Source organism: Streptomyces sp. NPDC001502 (genome assembly GCF_042894785.1).
Taxonomy (GTDB): Bacteria; Actinomycetota; Actinomycetes; order Streptomycetales; family Streptomycetaceae; genus Streptomyces; species Streptomyces kutzneri.
Map to the genome: position 1 here is coordinate 178,762 of NZ_JBIAVW010000014.1, position 15,724 is coordinate 194,485.

The following is a 15,724-nucleotide window of genomic DNA, read 5'->3' on the forward strand; positions in this document are numbered from 1 at the left end:
CCGGTGATCCGGGGGTGGAGGGGGTCACCGCATCAGCTCACCGGCGTTGACCAGCAGAGACTGGCCGGTTACCGCCCGGGCCCGGTCGGAGGCGAGGAAGGCGACGGAATCGGCGACGTCCCCGTCGGTGGCCAGATCGGGCAGCGCCATCCGCTGGGTGAGGCGGGCGTGCACCTCGGCCTCGGGGACGCCCTCGGTGTGGGCGGTGAAGGTGACGAAGGCCTGCACGGGCGGCCCCCACATCCAGCCGGGCAGCACGGTGTTGACGCGGATCCGGTGCGGGCCGAGCTCGCGGGCCATGGAGTACATGGCGGAGGTCAGGGCCCCCTTGGAGGCGGCGTAGGCGGCCTGCTGCACCTCGTTGGGCGCGGCGACCGCGGACTGCGTCCCGATGATCACCACGGAGCCGCCGCGCTCCTTGAGCGCGGGCACACAGGCCCGGGTCATCTTCAGCGTCCCCAGCAGGTTGACGTCGACGATCTGCTGCCAGGTGCCGAAGTCGGCGTCCTGGAGGCCCCCGAAGTACGAGTCCCAGGCGGCGACGTGCACGACGGCGTCGATCCGGCCGAAGCGCGTGAGCGCGAGCTCGGCGAGGGCCGCGCACTGGGCCTCGTCGGTGATGTCGGTGGCCCGGTAGGCGGTGTGCGCACCGTCGGGGTCGATCTCGGCGGCGGATTTGGCGAGATTCGCCTCGGTCCGCGCCCCGAGCACGGCGTTCCCACCGTCGCGCACGACGGTGGCGGCCACCTGATGCCCGAGCCCGGCCCCGACCCCGGAGACGATGACGGTCTTCCCTTGCAGCAGCATGACGGACCTCCGGGCGCGGCGAATCTGACGGGGCGTCAGGCTAAGGCCCGGGCGCGGCGGTGTGAAGGGGTGCGGAGTCGAATCAAGCGCTCGGTGAGGTGCTCCCCGACGCGCTCAGGGCGACGAGCCCGGGCACGCGCTCCCGATGCTCGGCGTGGTCGTAGCCGCCGTGGACGACGTCATCGACTTCGCCGGTCGGCTGCCCCGCGAAGTCGATCCCGAGCAATTCCTCGAACCGCGTCACACCCCGTGCCTCCCTGTTGGCGCCCTGGGCCCGCTCAGAGCGAGCGCGCCACGCTGCGGAATTGGTTCAGGGCGGCGGTGTAGTCGTCTCGGGCTCCATCGTGCGCAGGCAGTGCTTCCAGCGTGCTATCGGCTAGTTCCTCTGCGGCGCGGAGCACGGTGGCTGCCAGTGCAGCGCGGCTGACCACTGCCAACTTTCCTGATTTGGATGTCACGCTGATTCCCGCCTTCGTTGCCTTGAAGGTCAACGCGAAGGAACTGTCCACACCGACGAAGTGCGTGATGGCGGTGCTTCCCTGCAGTAGGTTGCGCAGGACGTCGAGGAGCTGAGCAACCGAAAGGAAGATCATCATCCCTTGGTTGGGATTCTGGCCGATAGAGCTCGCTTCGCCGAGCTCTCCCCGCCAGACCATGTCCCCGAGGTCGAACCCACTGGGCTCGCCTTGGTCTGGGCGTACTGCAAATTCAATGATCACGGGACGTATGACTTTCCTACTGGGAAGAATGTGATGATTCGGTTGCCGTCATGCGAGTCGACCACCAGTCGATAGCGTGCATTCATTCCGTTTACGGACATTCGCTTCTCGAAAGTCTGAATTCGGCGATCGGGATCAGATACTCGGTTTCCCTTCTCGACCATTCTCTCTGCCGCTGCTTCAACCTGGGCTCTTGTGGTAGACGGAGGCATGAGGTCTCCGTGACCGCCGGAGTGGTTTCCGGATATGTGGCGCTCGTCAATGTGTTGCCACCCCTCCTTCGGTGTCCCATCTTCAAGCCTCGGCTTCGCGCGGCAAAGCGCCAGACCGAACGGATCGATCCATTCGGACGGGTTGGGGCCGTACCAATACGGATTTGAGCTGCCGGCCAGGCCCAGGGGGTCCGGGGTGAGGTAGCGGGCCGTTTCGGGGTCGTACGTGCGGAAGTAGTTGTGGTGGAGGCCCGACTCGGGGTCGAAGTACTGGCCCGGGAAGCGGAGTGGTGTGTAGGCCACGGCGTCGCGGGTCCAGGTGGTCGAGCCCCAGAGGGTGGAGCGTGCGCGCCACGCGATGTCGCCCGACTCGTCGATCAGTTCGCGCGGGGTTCCGATGAGGTCCGTGACGATGGCGAAGAAGCGGTCGTCCGTGGTGCCGAGGACGCTCTCCGCCTGGGTGAGCGGGTGCAGGCCGTGGTGGGTCCAGGTGAGGGTGACCGGGCCTTCCGTCTGCTCGCAGAGGGTGGTGCCGTCCCACGTGAAGAGGACCTCTTCCGCCACCTCGCCGCTGGGCGCGAGGCGCTGCTTGGCCGTGCGGCGGGAGAGGGCGTCGTAGCGGTAGCGCCAGCGAGTGCCGTCGGGGGTGGTGACCCCGCACAGACGGTCCTCCGCGTCCCACTCGTAGTGCCAGGTGTCCGGTTTGCGCGAGAGGCGGGTCTTCTGGCGGAGGGTGACCCGGCCGAGGGCGTCGTGTTCGTAGCGGATCGAGCCGGCGCGGGTGATGCGGGTGCCGGTGTACGCGCGGTCGCCCTGGGCCTCCGCGCCCGGGTGGCGGGACGGCCAGGAGGCGCTGGTCTGGTTGCCGGCGTCGTCGTAGGCGTAGCGCTCGGTCCAGTTGGACGCGTCGACCGCCGTGACGCGGGCCGCCGGGTCCAGGGTGAAGGTGCGGGGACCGGCGAGCGCGTCGTCGATCGCCGTGAGGGCGCCGTCCGCGCGGTAGCTGTAGCCGCGACGCTGGAGGGTGCGGCCGTCCTGGCCGACGAGGTGCTGGTCGGTGAGACGTCCGACCGCGTCGTAGGTGTGCGCCAGGGCCAGGTCCGGGCCGATGGTACGGGTCAGCTCCCGGCCTGCGGCGTCCCGCTCGAACGTCAGCGTGCGGCCCGATGCGCTGAGGGCGCTGCGTCGGCCTGCCGCGTCGTACGTCCACTCGGAGAAGGCCCCGCCGGGTGTGGTGCGGCCGGCCCGGCGGCCCGCGACGTCGTAGGTGCGGGTGAGGGTGCGTCCGTCGACCGTCTCCGAGACGACGCGGCCGTACAGGTCCCGCTGCAGGGTCAGCGTGGTGCCGTCCGGTGAGACCGCCCGGGCGAGCTCGTCGTAGTCGTCGTACTCGTACGACGTGATGCCGTCCGCCGTCTCCTTGTGCAGGAGCTGGGAGAGGGCGCCGTGCGCGTACGTGGTCGTGGCGCCGAGCGCGTTCGTACGGGAGACCAGGCGACCCGCGGCATCGTAACCGTAGGTCAGGGTGCGGTCGTCGAAGTCCGTCTCGCAGGCCAGTCGACCGGCTCGATCGTAGGCGTAGGTCCAGGTCAGGCCCTGGGGGTTGGTGACCGAGGTGAGGCGCAGCTCGGTGTCGTGGGTGAAGGAGTGGCGGACGCCGTCCGGGCCCGTGCGGGCCGTGAGGAGGTCGAAGTCCCCGTACTCGGAGAGCGTCAGCCCGCCCACCGGGTCGGTGTGGGAGGTGCAGTTGCCCTCGCCGTCGTAGGTCCAGGACTCCGTGCTGCCGTCGGCGGACTCCCGGCCGAGCAGGCGGCCCTCCACGCTCCACGTGAGGCGGGTGGTGTGGCCGAGGGGGTCGGTGACGGCGACCGGGCGGCCGAAGGGGTCGCGCGTGTACGTGGTCGTCGCGCCCAGCGGGTCGGTGATCTCCAGGGGCAGGCCGGCCGGGTCGCAGCGGACCGTCGTGACCGCGCCCAGGACGTCCGTCACCGAGGCCAGGTGGCCGCGGGCGTCGTACGTGAAGCGGCTCGTGGCCCCGTGCGGTGCGGTGGCGGAGGTGCGGTTTCCGCGCTCGTCGTACGTCGACCGCGTGACCCGGCCGTCGGGCTGGATCACCGTGACCGGCAGGCCCAGAGCGTCGTACTCGGCCCGTACCTCGCGGCCGTCGGGGCGGACCACCGTGGTGAGCCGGCCCTGCTCGTCGTAGGCGTAGCGGGTCGTGTGGCCGAGCGGGTCGGTGCGGGTCACGAGGCGGTTGTACGCGTCGTGCGTGAACCGGGTGGTCGCGCCCGTCGGATCGATCTCGGCCGTGATCCGGGCGCGGTCGTCGACCAGGTACCGGGTCTCGTGACCGTGGGAGTCGGTGTAGGTGGTGGAGCCGTCCTCGTAGGTGAAGCGGACGTCGAGGTGGCCGTTGGTGCCGGACTGGGCGGTGCAGCGGTGCCGTTCGTCGTAGACGTAGTCGAAGTGGCGGTCGTTGGTGTCGGTCCAGGAGGTGATCCGGCCGAGCTCGTCGTAGCCGAACCGGAGCGGGCGGCCCGAGGAGTTGGTGACGTGGGTGAGATTGCCGTCCGTGTACCTGTAGCGGAGCACTTCGGTGCCGTCGGCGAGGGCGAGGCCGGTTATTCGGCCTTCCGACGAGCTGAGGCGCAGCTCGTAGCCGCCACTGTGGGACAGGGCGGACGGAGCGCCCGTCTCGTCGTACTCGAAGGTGATCCAGGCGCCGCCCCGGTCGTCGAGCTGGCTGAGGAGTCCCTCGTCCGTGAAGTGGCGGACGTGTCCGGACTCGGGGTCGGTGACGGTGTAGCCGCCGTCCGCATCGAGGACGAGCGGCCAGCGCTGACCGTGGCCGGGGAGTACGGGGACTCCGGGCTCGGGATGCGGGTAGGCGAGCAGGCTGCCGTCCTCGCGGACGAGGATCATGCCTTCCTCGTCGATCTCCAGACGCTGGTCGACCGTGGACGCCCAGCTCGGGCCGAACCAGCGGCCCGCGCGGTACGAGGACTCGAAGGTGCGGGTGAAGACGAGCGGCAGCGCGCCCGGGAGGACCAGGTCGGTCTGGGGCAGGACCATCCGGCCCGTCGCCACGTCGACCGGGTCGCCCTTGCACTTCAGCTCCGCCTTGCGGCGGGCGGCGGCCTCGGCTTCGGCCTTCGCGGCCGTCCGCGCCGCTTCCTTGCTCGCCGTCTTCTCGGCGAAGCGCATTCCGGTCCGGAGGGTGGGCAAGCCCTTCGTGCCGATGAGGTCGGGGAGGAGGCGGCCCTTGAATTCGTCGGGGTCGGCCATGTAGCTGTCGATCATCGGGCCGGGGATGCGCTCGGGGTGGGACGCGGTGGAGACGAGACCGGCCAGCGTCATGCTGAGGTTCTGCTGGAAATCGGCCGGGTGCGTCAGGTTGTACACGTCGAAGGGGTTCAGGCCGCGGGCGAAGTTCAGCGTTCCCGCCGTGCCCTTGGCCACGCCACCCACGACGTGGGTGAGCTCGAACGCCTCCGAGCCCGCGTAGTCGACGATGTCGGCCAGGAGCCGGTCCGTCGCCGGGGGCTCGGCCGGGGCGTGCTCCATGGCCGCTTTGAGGGCGCGTTCGGCCGTCATGGCCGCCTCGTCGCGCTGCTTGCGCGCTTCGTCCAGGATCTCCTTGGCCCGCTTGCGGGCCGCGTCTCCCGGGTCGGCGCCCTCGACGGGGACCGGGCCCGGATCACGGCCGGCCTTCGCGGCGGCCTCGTAGGCGTCCTTGTTCTTCAGGTGGGCGTCGTGGGCGTCCTTCGACGCCTTCATCGCCGCCTTGTGCAGCTCGATGGCCTCCTGGGCCTGCTTCTGAGCCCACTCCACCGTTTCCGCGTACCGGCTGAGCGCACCGCTCGCCGACTCGCACGCGTCGGAGGCGCGCAGCCAGTCGGTGGGATGCATCGCGAACTTCGCTCGGAACGCATCGGCCGCCTGCCCCTTCCACCGGTCCGAGTCGAGGGCCTTCATGCCTTGGCCGACCCGGTCGAAGGCCGCCTGGAAGTCCGTGAAGTGATTGGCCGACTCCCGGAGCGTCGACGACCGGCCGTGGATCAACTCGTTGGCCTGCTCGCTTTCGCCGAGCTGCTGCTCCCGTACGGTGGCCCCCAGACGGGACGCGGCGTTGTCACCGAAGTCCTCGACCTTGTCCGCCCAGCCGTGCGCGCCGGCACGGTCGAGGACGCCACCGATCTCGTCGGTGGCCCGGTCCACGCCGTGACCGATGACCTTCTTGGCCGAGTCGACCTTCTCGTCGATCGTGTCGAGACCCTTGTCGACCAGCTTGCCCCAGTCCGTCATCAGCCCTCACCACCCGGCTGTACCTGGGGTGCCGGGCCGACCGTGGCATCAACCACCGCGTCCATCTCGTCCCGCAGTCCGACCGCATCGGCGAGCTGGTTGGACAGCAGGATGTCGGAACTGTTCAGGTCCCGGACAGCGCTCTTCCAAGACTCGTTGCCGTTCTCCGTGGCTCGGGCGAAGGACTCGCGGCTGTAGTCGGCGTCCCGGATCTGTGTGATCGGGTTGTCGGAGAAGACCTCGCCCCAGTCCTTGGCGATGATGTCCTTCTCCTCGGCATACGGGTTGCCCAGTGCCGCGTTCGCCACGACCTTGAAGCTCCCCTGGATGTACTGGTCCTGTTCGTACATCGCGCCCGCCGAGAGCCCCACCTTCATGGCGAAGGCGTTCCCTTGCTGCACCAGCGAGCGGACGCCCCAACCCCAGCGTTCGCAGAACGTGCCCAGCGTGGACGCCAGGCTCTCGTGCCCGGTCTCCATCCCCGAGAGAGCCAGGGCGGTGAAGCCGCCGCCCGTGCTCGCCGAGCCCACCGAACCGACTTCCTTCAACTCCGCCAAGCTGTCCGTGATCCCCTTGGCGATCTGAGCCAGTGCCGGCTTCGACACATCGAGATCCGCCCCGTCCCCGCTCACGCTGCCGCCTCCCCGTCAAGCGCTGCCGCATCCGGCACGATCCCGCGGATCGGCGGGAACACCACTCCGTCCGGCCCTGCCGCGTTCCATGCGACACCGCAGGGAAAATCGAGCGCCGGCACCAGCTCGTCGAGCAGCCGCGCACCGATCACCCGCCGGTACGTCCATTCCTGCGCGGCCTCGTCCCGCGCTTCGGCGAAACGGCCCAGCGCCTCCTCGTCGGAGAACACGCAGATCCAGTCCAGGCCGCCGAGCGCGGTCGTCCACAGGCCGCCCTGGGCGTCGAGCGGCACCAGGACCGTCCGGCTACGGAAGTTCGCCAGCCGCTCCAGTGCCGCTTCACGCGCCTGTACCACCGGATCCATGGCCGGCGATCGGCCGCCGGCATCCACGGCAGCAGCCCGGAGCCGCCCCCACTCCTCGTCGAACCCCACCTGGAATCCCCCACCGCTGCTCTTTGCTCCTGATCGAACGTACTTTTGCATGGCGGGATGGGCGGGCAAAATTTGCCGTTTAGTGGGACACATATCCCGCCAGGTGTGTCGAGTTGAACCTGAGCTCTTCGACCCATCGGTCGTTGCAGGAGCGATGGACGGTGCCGCGTCCCGGGCGGGTCGGCGTTCGCGTCGACGGCCGATGCGCTTCGGGAGATGATCGGAGATGACCCCGCGGCACGAGGCGAGGACGTGAGGGCATGGCACTCCCGCATTCTTCCGGCGCGCCCCGGCGGGCCCGGCTGTGGGCCCTGCTGGCGTTGGTCTGTGCGGTGCTCGCGGCGGTGACGCTGGTGGCCGAGGGCATCGTCGGCGGGCTGGTCGTCCTCGTCGTCGGGATGGCCGGGGCGGCTCTCACGGCCATGGGGACCTGGTGGGTGGTGTCCCACCGCGGAGCCGTCCGGCTGGTCGGCACCCTGCTGGTGGTGGGCGCGCCCGTGGCCATCCTGCTCATCTACTCCCGGGCGGACCTGTGGCCCACGGCGCTGCTCGCCATCGTGCTGTGGGCGGCCGCCGTGGCCTGTGCGCGGACCGCGCTGCGCGCCGCGCGCCGGCCCGACGGCATGCGGGCCGTCGCGCGGGCCGCCCCCCGCAACCCGGTGCTGATCATGAACCCGAAGTCCGGCGGCGGGAAGGTCGGCCGCTTCGGCCTGGTCGAGAAGGGGGAGGCGCTCGGCGCCCGGGTGGTGCTGCTGGACCCGGCGGTCGTGACGGACGTCGCCGCACTCGCCCGGCAGGCGGTGGCCGACGGAGCGGACCTGCTCGGGGTGGCGGGCGGCGACGGCACCCAGGCCCGGGTGGCCGAGGTGGCGGCCGAGCACGACCTGCCGTTCCTCGTCATCTCCGCGGGCACCCGGAACCACTTCGCCATGGACCTCGGGCTGGACCGCGAGGACCCGGCCCGGTGCCTGGACGCGCTGGCCGACGGGGAGGAGCTCAGGGTCGACCTGGGGGTCGTGGGCGGCCAGGCCTTCGTCAACACGGCCTCCTTCGGCGTCTACGCGGAGATCGTGCAGCGCCCGGAGTACCGGGACGCCAAGGCGGACTCGGCACTGGCCGCACTGCCCGACCTCCTCCTCGGATACGCCGGCACCACCCTCGACGCGGTGACCGACGGGAAACGGCTGGAGGCCCAGCAGGCGCTGCTGGTCAGCAACAACCCCTACACGTCCTCCGAACCGATGGGCGCCCGCAGGTCCCGCCTCGACCGCGGGGAGCTGGGTGTCCTCGGCATCCGGGTGAACAACGCGGCCCAGGCGGCCGACGTAGCGCTGCGCGGGGCGAAGGCGGCGGGCCTCCACGTACTCACCTCCCGCCAGGTCGTGATCGGATCGGCCGCGGAACGCATCGCCGTCGCCCTGGACGGCGAGGCACTGACCATGCCCACACCCGTGACCTGCTCCATCCGCCCCGGCGCACTGCGCGTCCTGGTGCCCAGGCTCCGCCCGGGGGCCCCGGTGACCGCCCCGCCCATGCAGTGGAGCGAGGTCCTCGCCCTGGCCTTCAGCCGGCCGGGGGCGGGCCCGGCCGGCTGAGGCCCGGGATGCCCGGGATGCCCGACCTCCTGTGCGGCGTCACAATGAGCCGTACCCGGTGTTCGCAGCGGATTGGAGACGTCCGTGAAGGACCTCAAGTTTGAGCAGAAGAAGTCCCTTTCCCGCCTTGAGGTCGCCGATCAGCTCTCCGCGCTCGCGGAGGCGCTGCGCCACGGCGGCAATGCCGAACTGGAACTCGGCCCCGGGAAGATGAGCCTGCGCGTCCCCGATGAGCTCCGCACCGAGATCGAGGTCGAGATCGGCGACGGGGAGATCGAGATGGAGATCGAACTCAAGTGGCCCACGGCGCAGGCCGGGGCCGCGTGACGGCGCCCCCGGAAGGCGGCGGACCGGAGGCCGCTCCGGAGCCGGAGCGGGAGGCGGGCCGCGAGGACTACAGCGGCGCCGTCTACGGTTCCCTGCTCGCCGCCTCCGTGGTGGTCGGAGCCGGGACGCTCGGCAAGTTCCCACGGCTGGAACTCGTCGCCCTGCTCCTCGGTACCGGGGTGGTGTTCTGGGCCGCGCACGTCTTCTCCCGCCTCTTCGGGGCCCGCATGGTGCGCCGGCTGAGCTGGGACGTGGTCCGCAGTACGTCCAGGGAGGAGCGCCCGATCATCAAGGCGGCCGTCCCTCCGGCCGTCGCCGCGGGCATCGCCCCGCTGATCGGGCTGGGACCCCAGGGCATCGCATGGCTGGCGCTGGCCGTCGCCCTGATCGGACAGGTCGGCTGGGCCACCCTCGCCGCCAGCCGCGCCGGCGCCTCACGCCGGCTGATGTTCCTGGCCGGCGCGATCAACCTCTTCCTCGGGCTGCTCATCGTGCTGCTCAAGGTCGCCCTCCAGCACTGAAGCCGCACTGAAGCCGCACTGAAGACGCGCTGAAGCCGCACTGAAGCCCCCCGGCTACTTCCCGCCGTACTCCGCCAGCGCCGCGGCCAGCCGGGCGACGCCCTCGGTGATCTCGGACGGCGTGTGCGTCGTGAAGTTCAGGCGCAGGGTGCGGGGATCCGGGGCGGTGGCGTAGAAGGGGGCGCCCGGGACGAAGGCGACGCCGTGGGTGACTGCTGTTGCGAGGAGGTCCGTCGCGTCGTGGTCCTCCGGCAGGCGGGCCCAGAGGAACATGCCGCCCGCGGGCAGGTTCCACGCGCAGTCGGCCGGCAGGGTCCGGCTCAGGGCGCTCTGCAACGCGTCGCGGCGCTCGCGGTAGGCCCTCCGGACCGTGGCTATGTGCGCGTCGAGGTCCACCGCCGCGAGGTAGTGCGCCGCGGCCAGCTGGTCGACCGTGGAGGTGTGGAGGTCCGCCGCCTGCTTCGCGACCACCGCGGCCCGCCGCAGCGCGGCCGGGGCCCGGAGCCAGCCCAGCCGCAGCCCGGGAGCCATGACCTTCGAGAAGCTGCCGAGCAGGGCCGTACGGTCCTCGGCCCCCGGGTGCGCGGCCAGCCACGGGACGTCGGAGCCCTCGTAGCGGAGTTCCCCGTACGGGTCGTCCTCCACCAGCCACAGCCCGAGCCGGGCGGCGGTCCGCGCGACCGCCGCCCGGCGGGCGGCCGGGAGGGTGCGTCCCGTCGGGTTCTGGAAGGTGGGGACGGTGTACAGCAGCTTCGGCCGCTCGCGCGCCACGACGTCCGCCAGCGCGTCCGGGAGGATGCCCTCCGCGTCGCAGGGCACGGCCACGACCCGCGCCCCCGCCAGCCGGAAGCACTGGAGGGCCGCGAGGTAGGTGGGGTTCTCGACCAGCACCACGTCGCCGGGTTCGACCAGAGTGGCGGTGATGAGGGTGAGGGCCTGCTGGGAGCCCGAGGTGATGAGTACGTCGTCCGGACCGGTCGGCAGCCCGCGCGCGGTCGCCCGGGCGGCGACGGCCTCGCGGAGTTCCGGGGCGCCCTCGGTGGTGGAGTACTGGAGCGCGCGCCGCGCGGACACCGCGAAGGCGGAGTCGTACGCGGTCCGCAGGCCCTCGGCGTCGAAGAGTTCGGGCGCGGGGAGGCCGCCGGCGAGGGAGATGACCCCGGGGCGTTCGGTGAGCGCGAGGATCTCGCGTACGGGGGACCCCTCCACGGAGGCGGCGCGGGCGGCGAACGCGGGCGGCGGCGCGGTGGTGGTGGCGGTGGCGGCGGCCGACTCGGTGGCAGGCGTGGCAGCGGACACGGTGGCAGGCACGGGCAGCTCCTTCAGGAGGCGGGTGCGCGCATCGTAGCGAGGGAAAGTTGTAGACGGCACGTATGTATCAGGGGGCGGACCGGCCGCCGGAGACCCCGGGCCGCCCGACCCCTCCCCATCTGACGCCACATCAGCTAGACCGGTCCCATGACGACAGGAGAGCAGGAACCGCAGCAGGACACCCGCGTCGAGGACTACGCCGAGCTCGCGGCCGTCGGCCCCTACGGCGTGCGCCCCGGCCATGCGCTGATCACCATGGTGGAACCGCACCCGGGCCACGAGTACGCGTACAACCGCTGGTACGAGGACGACCACTACTACGCCGGCGCCATGGCCATGCCCTGGATGTACGCGGGCCGCCGCTGGGTGGCCACCCGCGAGCTGCAGGAGCTGCGCTACCCCGAGAAGTCGGCCGTCGCCCAGCCCGTCACCGCGGGCTGCTACATATCGACGTACTGGGTCACCCAGGGCCGCTACGACGAGCACATGAAGTGGACCGTCGGCATCAACAAGCGCCTCAACCGCGACGGCCGGGTCTACCAGGACCGCACCCACGTCTTCACGTCCTTCCAGGACCACGCGGCCACCGTCTACCGCGACGGCGCCGCCGGTCCGCGGGACTTCCACGCCCTGGACCACCCGTACGAGGGCCTCGTCGTCCAGGTCGTCGACGCCGACGGGCCCGAGCAGCGGGCCGAGTTGCTGGAGTGGCTGCGCTCGCGCGCCCTGCCGAAGCGGCTGCACGGCGGTCCGGCGGCGATGGTGACGGTCTTCCGTCCGACCCCGCTGCCGGGTGACCGGATGACGTACGTCAAGCAGGTGGAGGGGGTCGACACCCGCCTCACGCTGCTGTGGTTCCTTCAGGAGGACCCCCGGACCTGCTGGGACCGCTTCCAGGGGCTGGACGCGGAGGTCGCGGAGGCGGGGCTGGGGCGGGTGGAGCTGGTGGCGCCGTTCATCCCGACGGTGCCGGGGACCGACCGCTACGTCGATCAGCTGCGCTGAGCGGCGAGCCGTCCGCCCACCGGGCATGGCCGAGCCCCCTCGGCCAAGACGGCGGGTCGGTCGAGAGGGCTCCAGTCAGTGACGCAAGTGGTGCAAGTGGTGCAGGTAGTGCAGGTAGTGCAGGTAGTGCAGGTAGTGCAGGTAGTGCAGGTAGTGCAGGTGGTGCACATGGTGCCGGTGATGCGGGTGGTGCAGAAGCCGGGCCCGCCGGTGCCGGTGCCGGTGCTCGACACGGGGACCGAACAGTAGGGGCGGCGAAGGCGGTTGGGGCGCGCCGTGATGTTCAGGCGAGGCGTCCCAGCCGGCCCTCGGTGACGTCGGCGACGAACGAGGTCCAGGAGTCGGGGGCGAAGGTGAGGGACGGTCCGTCCTGCACCTTCGAGTCGCGGACGGCGATGGCCTCCGTGACGGGGGACTTGACCTCGACGCAGGCGCCGTTGGCGGAGTAGGAGGACTTGATCCAGTTGGCCGTGGCGCCCTGGCGAATAGCCATGTTTCTCTCCGGTGAGCGAGTAGTTCCGGTGGTTCCGATGTCCTGTCGGCCAATTTTCCGGCTGACCTGATCGACGCTACCGGCAGCTCCTGACGGGTGAAGGGATCATTCACCCGACCGGGTGGCATATTCGATTCAAGCCTTCTGTGGCTGGGGAGTGACGGTGTACCGTACCGACCCGCTTGCCACACGCACGGTGGATATCGGTCGTATCCGTCCCCTATGCGCTCTTGTCCGCGTATTGATCGATGATCTGCGAGATGAACTCGCGGGTCTGGTCGACATTGAGCGCCTGCGCACGCAGGTGTTCGTACATCACGCTGTACTTCTGGACGTCGTTGGCCTTCTCCAGGTACAGGTCGCTCGTCACGCCCTCGATGTAGACGACGGTCGAGTCGGACGCGTCCGGGAACTCCAGGATCGCGTACTGGCCGTTGACGCCGGGGTGCGCCCCCAGCTCGAAGGGCATCACCTGCACCGTGACGTGCGGCTGCTCCGACTGCTCTATCAAGTATTCGAGCTGCCGGATCATCAACTGGGCGTCGCCCACGCGCCGGCGCAGCGCCGCCTCGTCGATCACCGCCCACAGGCGCAGCGGACCGAGGTCCGGGTTGTTGTTCTCGGTCTCGGAGAGCCGCTTCTGGCGGTGCATCCGGACCTGGACGCGCTTGTCGACGTCGGCCGGGGCGGTCTCCGGCCATGCGCCGCGGACGAGGGACTGGGCGTACTCCGTCGTCTGGAGCAGCCCCGGGATCACCAGGGGCTCGTACGTGCGCAGACTGGCGGCGTCCGTCTCCAGGCCGATGTAGACGCTGTACGGAATGTCGCCGAAGGCGTGCCACCAGCCCTGCTGGCGGGAATCCTTGGCCATCTGCATGAGCGAGTCGATGAGGCGGCGGTCCTCGACCTCGTAGACGTCGCACAGGTCGCGGACATCGCGCTGGCTGATGGAGCGGCGGCCGTTCTCCAGTCGGCTGATCTTCGACTGGGAGACGAGGAGGCGCTCGGCGACCTGTTCGGCCGTCATGCCCTTGTCCTCGCGGAGCTTGCGCAACTCCATGCCCAGTCGGCGGCGTCGGACGGTGGGATTGACATTGGACGCCACGTGAACGGCACCTCCGCCTTCTTCTGTCGTTGCAGCTGTCTCTCTGCGTGTCTGGTGTTGAGCAGACTGCCACCGAAGCGGGCGGCGCCGCTGGGGAACGGCCCGGAAACACAGACGCGCGGGGTGGCGGGGTCGGCGAACCGGCCCCGCCACCCCGCGCGCTGGCGGCTCCCGAACCGACCGGGTCCTCGCGGACGTCGGTCGGGGCGGTGGCGTTGCGATGGTGGTGCGATCGAGCGGGTGGAACGGGTGATCAGGTGGAACGGGGGTGGAACGGGGGTGGATCAGTGCGCGGCCGCGCGGGCCATCGCGCCCGTCCGGCGCGGCTGCAGCGGAACGCTGCTCGCCGTGGCCCGGACCGGCGGTGCGGGTGCGCGGTCACGGCGTGGCTGTGCGGCCACACCGTTCTGGACGTCCATCACGGCATGCGCCACGAGTCCGCCCATCGGGTCGTGCCGGATCAGGTCCCGCAGCCGGGACCTGGACGACCGCCCCTCGTTGCCGGGGTACAGGTGCTTGCCGAGTCCGACCGCGTGGGCCAGTGCGGCGAGCGCCGCGGTCCGCGGGTCCGGCGGTACGCCGGTGCGGATCGCACTGTCGAGCCGGGCTCGGATCTCCCGGCTGATCTCCGTGTCCGTCGCCTGGTAGCGAGTCGTCGGAAGCACTCCGCACATCTGTCCCGCGACGGCGTGCACCATGCCGCAGCGCTCCAGATGAGCGAGGTAAATCTGACGGAGCCCCAGTCGGGGTCCGCCGATCCAGTGGACGGCCCGTACCGGGCTGCCGCGCCTGCGCAGCAGTTCCAGTGCGGAGTCCAGAGTCGGATCTCCTGTCGGCCGTGGCATCACCACGGCGATACGATCCCCATCAGGGGCTATCCGTCCTGCCAGAGCCAGCTCCACTAGCTGTGCCCCGGCCAGGCCGAGGTCGAGCGACTGCGGCTGCGCCGTGGTACCCGTGGCCGGGTCCAAGGCGAGCAGCAGAAGCTCCTCCGGAATTGTTCTGCGGCTCCTGCCCATCCATGCCTCCCCGCGTGGATGAGTGACAGGGTGACGCCTCTCACATTCATCTGTCGAGAGCGCGTGGCCGCTTTGTGGGGGAACCCGCAGCTATGTCGTTCTCGTCTAGCACGGGGGCGATGCTCCCGAGACGGGACACTGTTAGACATTCGGACAGCCGGACGTGGCGGCGATGGAGGAGGAACGGTGGCGGGCGAGTCCCCCGACAAGTCGGTAGATGAAGGAGCGCCGGGGGCGGCGGAGTCGTCCGCGGAACGTGATCCGAGGCTGTCGGTGTTCCGGCCGCGGGATCCCGAGAGCGGCGGGGCCGCCGCTGCCGGTGCCGGTGCCGGTGCCGACGTTCAGGTCGATGCCGATGCCGATGCTGAGTCCGAAGCCGAAGCCGAAGCCGAAGCCGAAGCCGAAGCCGAAGCCGAAGCCGAAGCCGAAGCCGGCTCCGGAGCCGAGCCCGAGGCCGGATCCGGCGCGCGGGACCCGCTGCGGGATGCGGTGGCGGCATGGGTCGCCTCCGCCGACGACGCCTCCGCCGATGGCGCCGACGGCGAGGCCGCTGCGGGCGAAGCCGAAGATTCCGCTTCGGTGGACGACGAGGCGAGCGCGGACGAGCCCGACGCCGCCGGGGCCGGCACGCCGGATGCCCGTACCGAGGCGCAGGGCCCCGATTCCGGCTCCACCTCGGATTCCGTTTCCGATGACTCGGCTGCCCCCGCTCCGGTCGCCGAGGCGAAGCCCGCTGCCGAGAAGCCGAAGGCGGAGGAGCCCGCGGACAGCGAGCGCACCGCAGTCTTCCAGGCCTTCAAGCGCGCCGAGGCGAAGCCCGCTGCGGAAAAGCCGAAGGTCGAAGAGCCTGCGGACAGCGAGCGCACCGCCGTGTTCCGGGCCTTCAAGACTGATTCCGCTTCGGCTCCCGCCGGGGAGCGGCCGAAGCCCGTGGCCGAGAAGCCGAAGGCCGAAGAGCCCGCGGACAGTGAGCGCACCGCGGTGTTCCGCGCCGTGAAGCCCGCTTCCGCTTCGGCTCCCGCCGGGGAGCAGTCGAAGCCCGTGGCCGAGAAGCCGAAGGCCGAAGAGCCCGCGGACAGTGAGCGCACTGCGGTGTTCCGCGCCGTGAAGCCCGCTTCCGCTTTGGCTCCCGCCGGGGAGCAGTCGAAGCCCGTGGCCGAGAAGCCGAAGGCCGAAGAGCCCGCGGACAGTGAGCGCACCGCGGTGTTCCGCGCCGTGAAGCCCGCTTCCGCTTCGGCT

Annotated in this window: 14 protein-coding genes and 1 pseudogene; 5 read left to right on the forward strand and 10 right to left on the reverse strand. The window is 70.8% G+C overall.

All coding sequences use genetic code 11. The annotated features are described in order from the left end of the window. Positions 1 to 24: 24 nt before the first annotated feature. The 6 genes from ACFY0D_RS24690 to ACFY0D_RS24715 all read right to left on the reverse strand — a co-directional run bounded on the left by ACFY0D_RS24690 (position 25) and on the right by ACFY0D_RS24715 (position 7,109). Positions 25 to 807: an SDR family oxidoreductase gene (locus ACFY0D_RS24690; protein ID WP_390800236.1), complete on the reverse strand. Its 783-nt coding sequence runs from the start codon at positions 805 to 807 to the stop codon at positions 25 to 27. An 82-nt stretch (positions 808 to 889) separates the two neighbouring features. Continuing rightward, the gene (locus tag ACFY0D_RS24695) at positions 890 to 1,051 is read right to left on the reverse strand and encodes a hypothetical protein (RefSeq protein ID WP_390800237.1); all 162 of its coding nucleotides are present in this window, start codon (positions 1,049 to 1,051) and stop codon (positions 890 to 892) included. 34 nt (positions 1,052 to 1,085) lie between these two features. After that, on the reverse strand, positions 1,086 to 1,526 hold the full coding sequence (locus ACFY0D_RS24700; RefSeq protein ID WP_390800238.1) for a hypothetical protein: 441 nt from the start codon (positions 1,524 to 1,526) through the stop codon (positions 1,086 to 1,088). Next, a complete protein-coding gene (locus tag ACFY0D_RS24705) occupies positions 1,523 to 6,043 on the reverse strand; it encodes a putative T7SS-secreted protein (protein WP_390800239.1) in 4,521 nt (1,506 codons plus the stop codon). Before ACFY0D_RS24705 ends, ACFY0D_RS24700 begins: the two co-directional genes overlap by 4 nt. Continuing rightward, positions 6,043 to 6,675 (reverse strand): hypothetical protein, encoded by a 633-nt coding sequence (locus ACFY0D_RS24710; RefSeq protein ID WP_390800240.1) that lies wholly within the window; start codon positions 6,673 to 6,675, stop codon positions 6,043 to 6,045. The genes ACFY0D_RS24705 and ACFY0D_RS24710 overlap by 1 nt, the downstream gene beginning before the upstream one ends. Further along, positions 6,672 to 7,109 (reverse strand): SseB family protein, encoded by a 438-nt coding sequence (locus ACFY0D_RS24715; protein ID WP_390800241.1) that lies wholly within the window; start codon positions 7,107 to 7,109, stop codon positions 6,672 to 6,674. The genes ACFY0D_RS24710 and ACFY0D_RS24715 overlap by 4 nt, the downstream gene beginning before the upstream one ends. A 260-nt stretch (positions 7,110 to 7,369) precedes the next feature. Here ACFY0D_RS24715 and ACFY0D_RS24720 point away from each other — a divergent pair, with 260 nt between their 5' ends. The 3 genes from ACFY0D_RS24720 (at position 7,370) to ACFY0D_RS24730 (ending at position 9,552) form a co-directional block, all read left to right on the forward strand. Beyond that, positions 7,370 to 8,704 carry a diacylglycerol/lipid kinase family protein gene (locus ACFY0D_RS24720; RefSeq protein WP_390800242.1) on the forward strand — a complete coding sequence of 445 codons (1,335 nt, stop codon included), beginning with the start codon at positions 7,370 to 7,372 and terminating at the stop codon, positions 8,702 to 8,704. A gap of 84 nt (positions 8,705 to 8,788) precedes the next feature. After that, on the forward strand, positions 8,789 to 9,031 hold the full coding sequence (locus ACFY0D_RS24725) for an amphi-Trp domain-containing protein (RefSeq protein ID WP_390800243.1): 243 nt from the start codon (positions 8,789 to 8,791) through the stop codon (positions 9,029 to 9,031). Then, on the forward strand, positions 9,028 to 9,552 hold the full coding sequence (locus ACFY0D_RS24730) for a hypothetical protein (protein WP_390800259.1): 525 nt from the start codon (positions 9,028 to 9,030) through the stop codon (positions 9,550 to 9,552). The genes ACFY0D_RS24725 and ACFY0D_RS24730 overlap by 4 nt, the downstream gene beginning before the upstream one ends. A 54-nt stretch (positions 9,553 to 9,606) precedes the next feature. On the opposite strand, the gene ACFY0D_RS24735 is transcribed toward ACFY0D_RS24730, so the two are convergent. After that, complete coding sequence (locus ACFY0D_RS24735; protein ID WP_390800244.1) at positions 9,607 to 10,863, reverse strand: PLP-dependent aminotransferase family protein; 1,257 nt, start codon at positions 10,861 to 10,863, stop codon at positions 9,607 to 9,609. 147 nt (positions 10,864 to 11,010) lie between these two features. Here ACFY0D_RS24735 and ACFY0D_RS24740 point away from each other — a divergent pair, with 147 nt between their 5' ends. Continuing rightward, the gene (locus ACFY0D_RS24740; protein WP_301370250.1) at positions 11,011 to 11,868 is read left to right on the forward strand and encodes a hypothetical protein; all 858 of its coding nucleotides are present in this window, start codon (positions 11,011 to 11,013) and stop codon (positions 11,866 to 11,868) included. Positions 11,869 to 12,151: 283 nt separating this feature from the next. Here ACFY0D_RS24740 and ACFY0D_RS24745 read toward each other — a convergent pair whose 3' ends face one another. From ACFY0D_RS24745 to ACFY0D_RS24755, 3 genes are all read right to left on the reverse strand, one after another. Next, a complete protein-coding gene (locus ACFY0D_RS24745; protein ID WP_301370251.1) occupies positions 12,152 to 12,361 on the reverse strand; it encodes a DUF397 domain-containing protein in 210 nt (69 codons plus the stop codon). Positions 12,362 to 12,581: 220 nt separating this feature from the next. Further along, positions 12,582 to 13,466, reverse strand: coding sequence for a helix-turn-helix transcriptional regulator (locus ACFY0D_RS24750; protein ID WP_301370253.1), 885 nt, complete (start codon positions 13,464 to 13,466; stop codon positions 12,582 to 12,584). Between the two features lie 284 nt (positions 13,467 to 13,750). Continuing rightward, positions 13,751 to 14,485: a GPP34 family phosphoprotein gene (locus ACFY0D_RS24755; RefSeq protein ID WP_389119868.1), complete on the reverse strand. Its 735-nt coding sequence runs from the start codon at positions 14,483 to 14,485 to the stop codon at positions 13,751 to 13,753. 186 nt (positions 14,486 to 14,671) lie between these two features. Here ACFY0D_RS24755 and ACFY0D_RS24760 point away from each other — a divergent pair. After that, positions 14,672 to 15,724 (forward strand): annotated as a pseudogene (locus ACFY0D_RS24760) (hypothetical protein); the annotation flags it as partial.

Excerpts from the sequence above, each read along its gene's own strand:
- ACFY0D_RS24745 (WP_301370251.1), bottom strand. The coding sequence starts at position 12,361 with ATGGCTATTCGCCAGGGCGCCACGGCCAACTGGATCAAGTCCTCCTAC.
- ACFY0D_RS24740 (WP_301370250.1), top strand. The coding sequence starts at position 11,011 with ATGACGACAGGAGAGCAGGAACCGCAGCAGGACACCCGCGTCGAGGAC.
- ACFY0D_RS24755 (WP_389119868.1), bottom strand. The coding sequence starts at position 14,485 with ATGGGCAGGAGCCGCAGAACAATTCCGGAGGAGCTTCTGCTGCTCGCC.
- ACFY0D_RS24705 (WP_390800239.1), bottom strand. The coding sequence starts at position 6,043 with ATGACGGACTGGGGCAAGCTGGTCGACAAGGGTCTCGACACGATCGAC.
- ACFY0D_RS24690 (WP_390800236.1), bottom strand. The coding sequence starts at position 807 with ATGCTGCTGCAAGGGAAGACCGTCATCGTCTCCGGGGTCGGGGCCGGG.
- ACFY0D_RS24720 (WP_390800242.1), top strand. The coding sequence starts at position 7,370 with ATGGCACTCCCGCATTCTTCCGGCGCGCCCCGGCGGGCCCGGCTGTGG.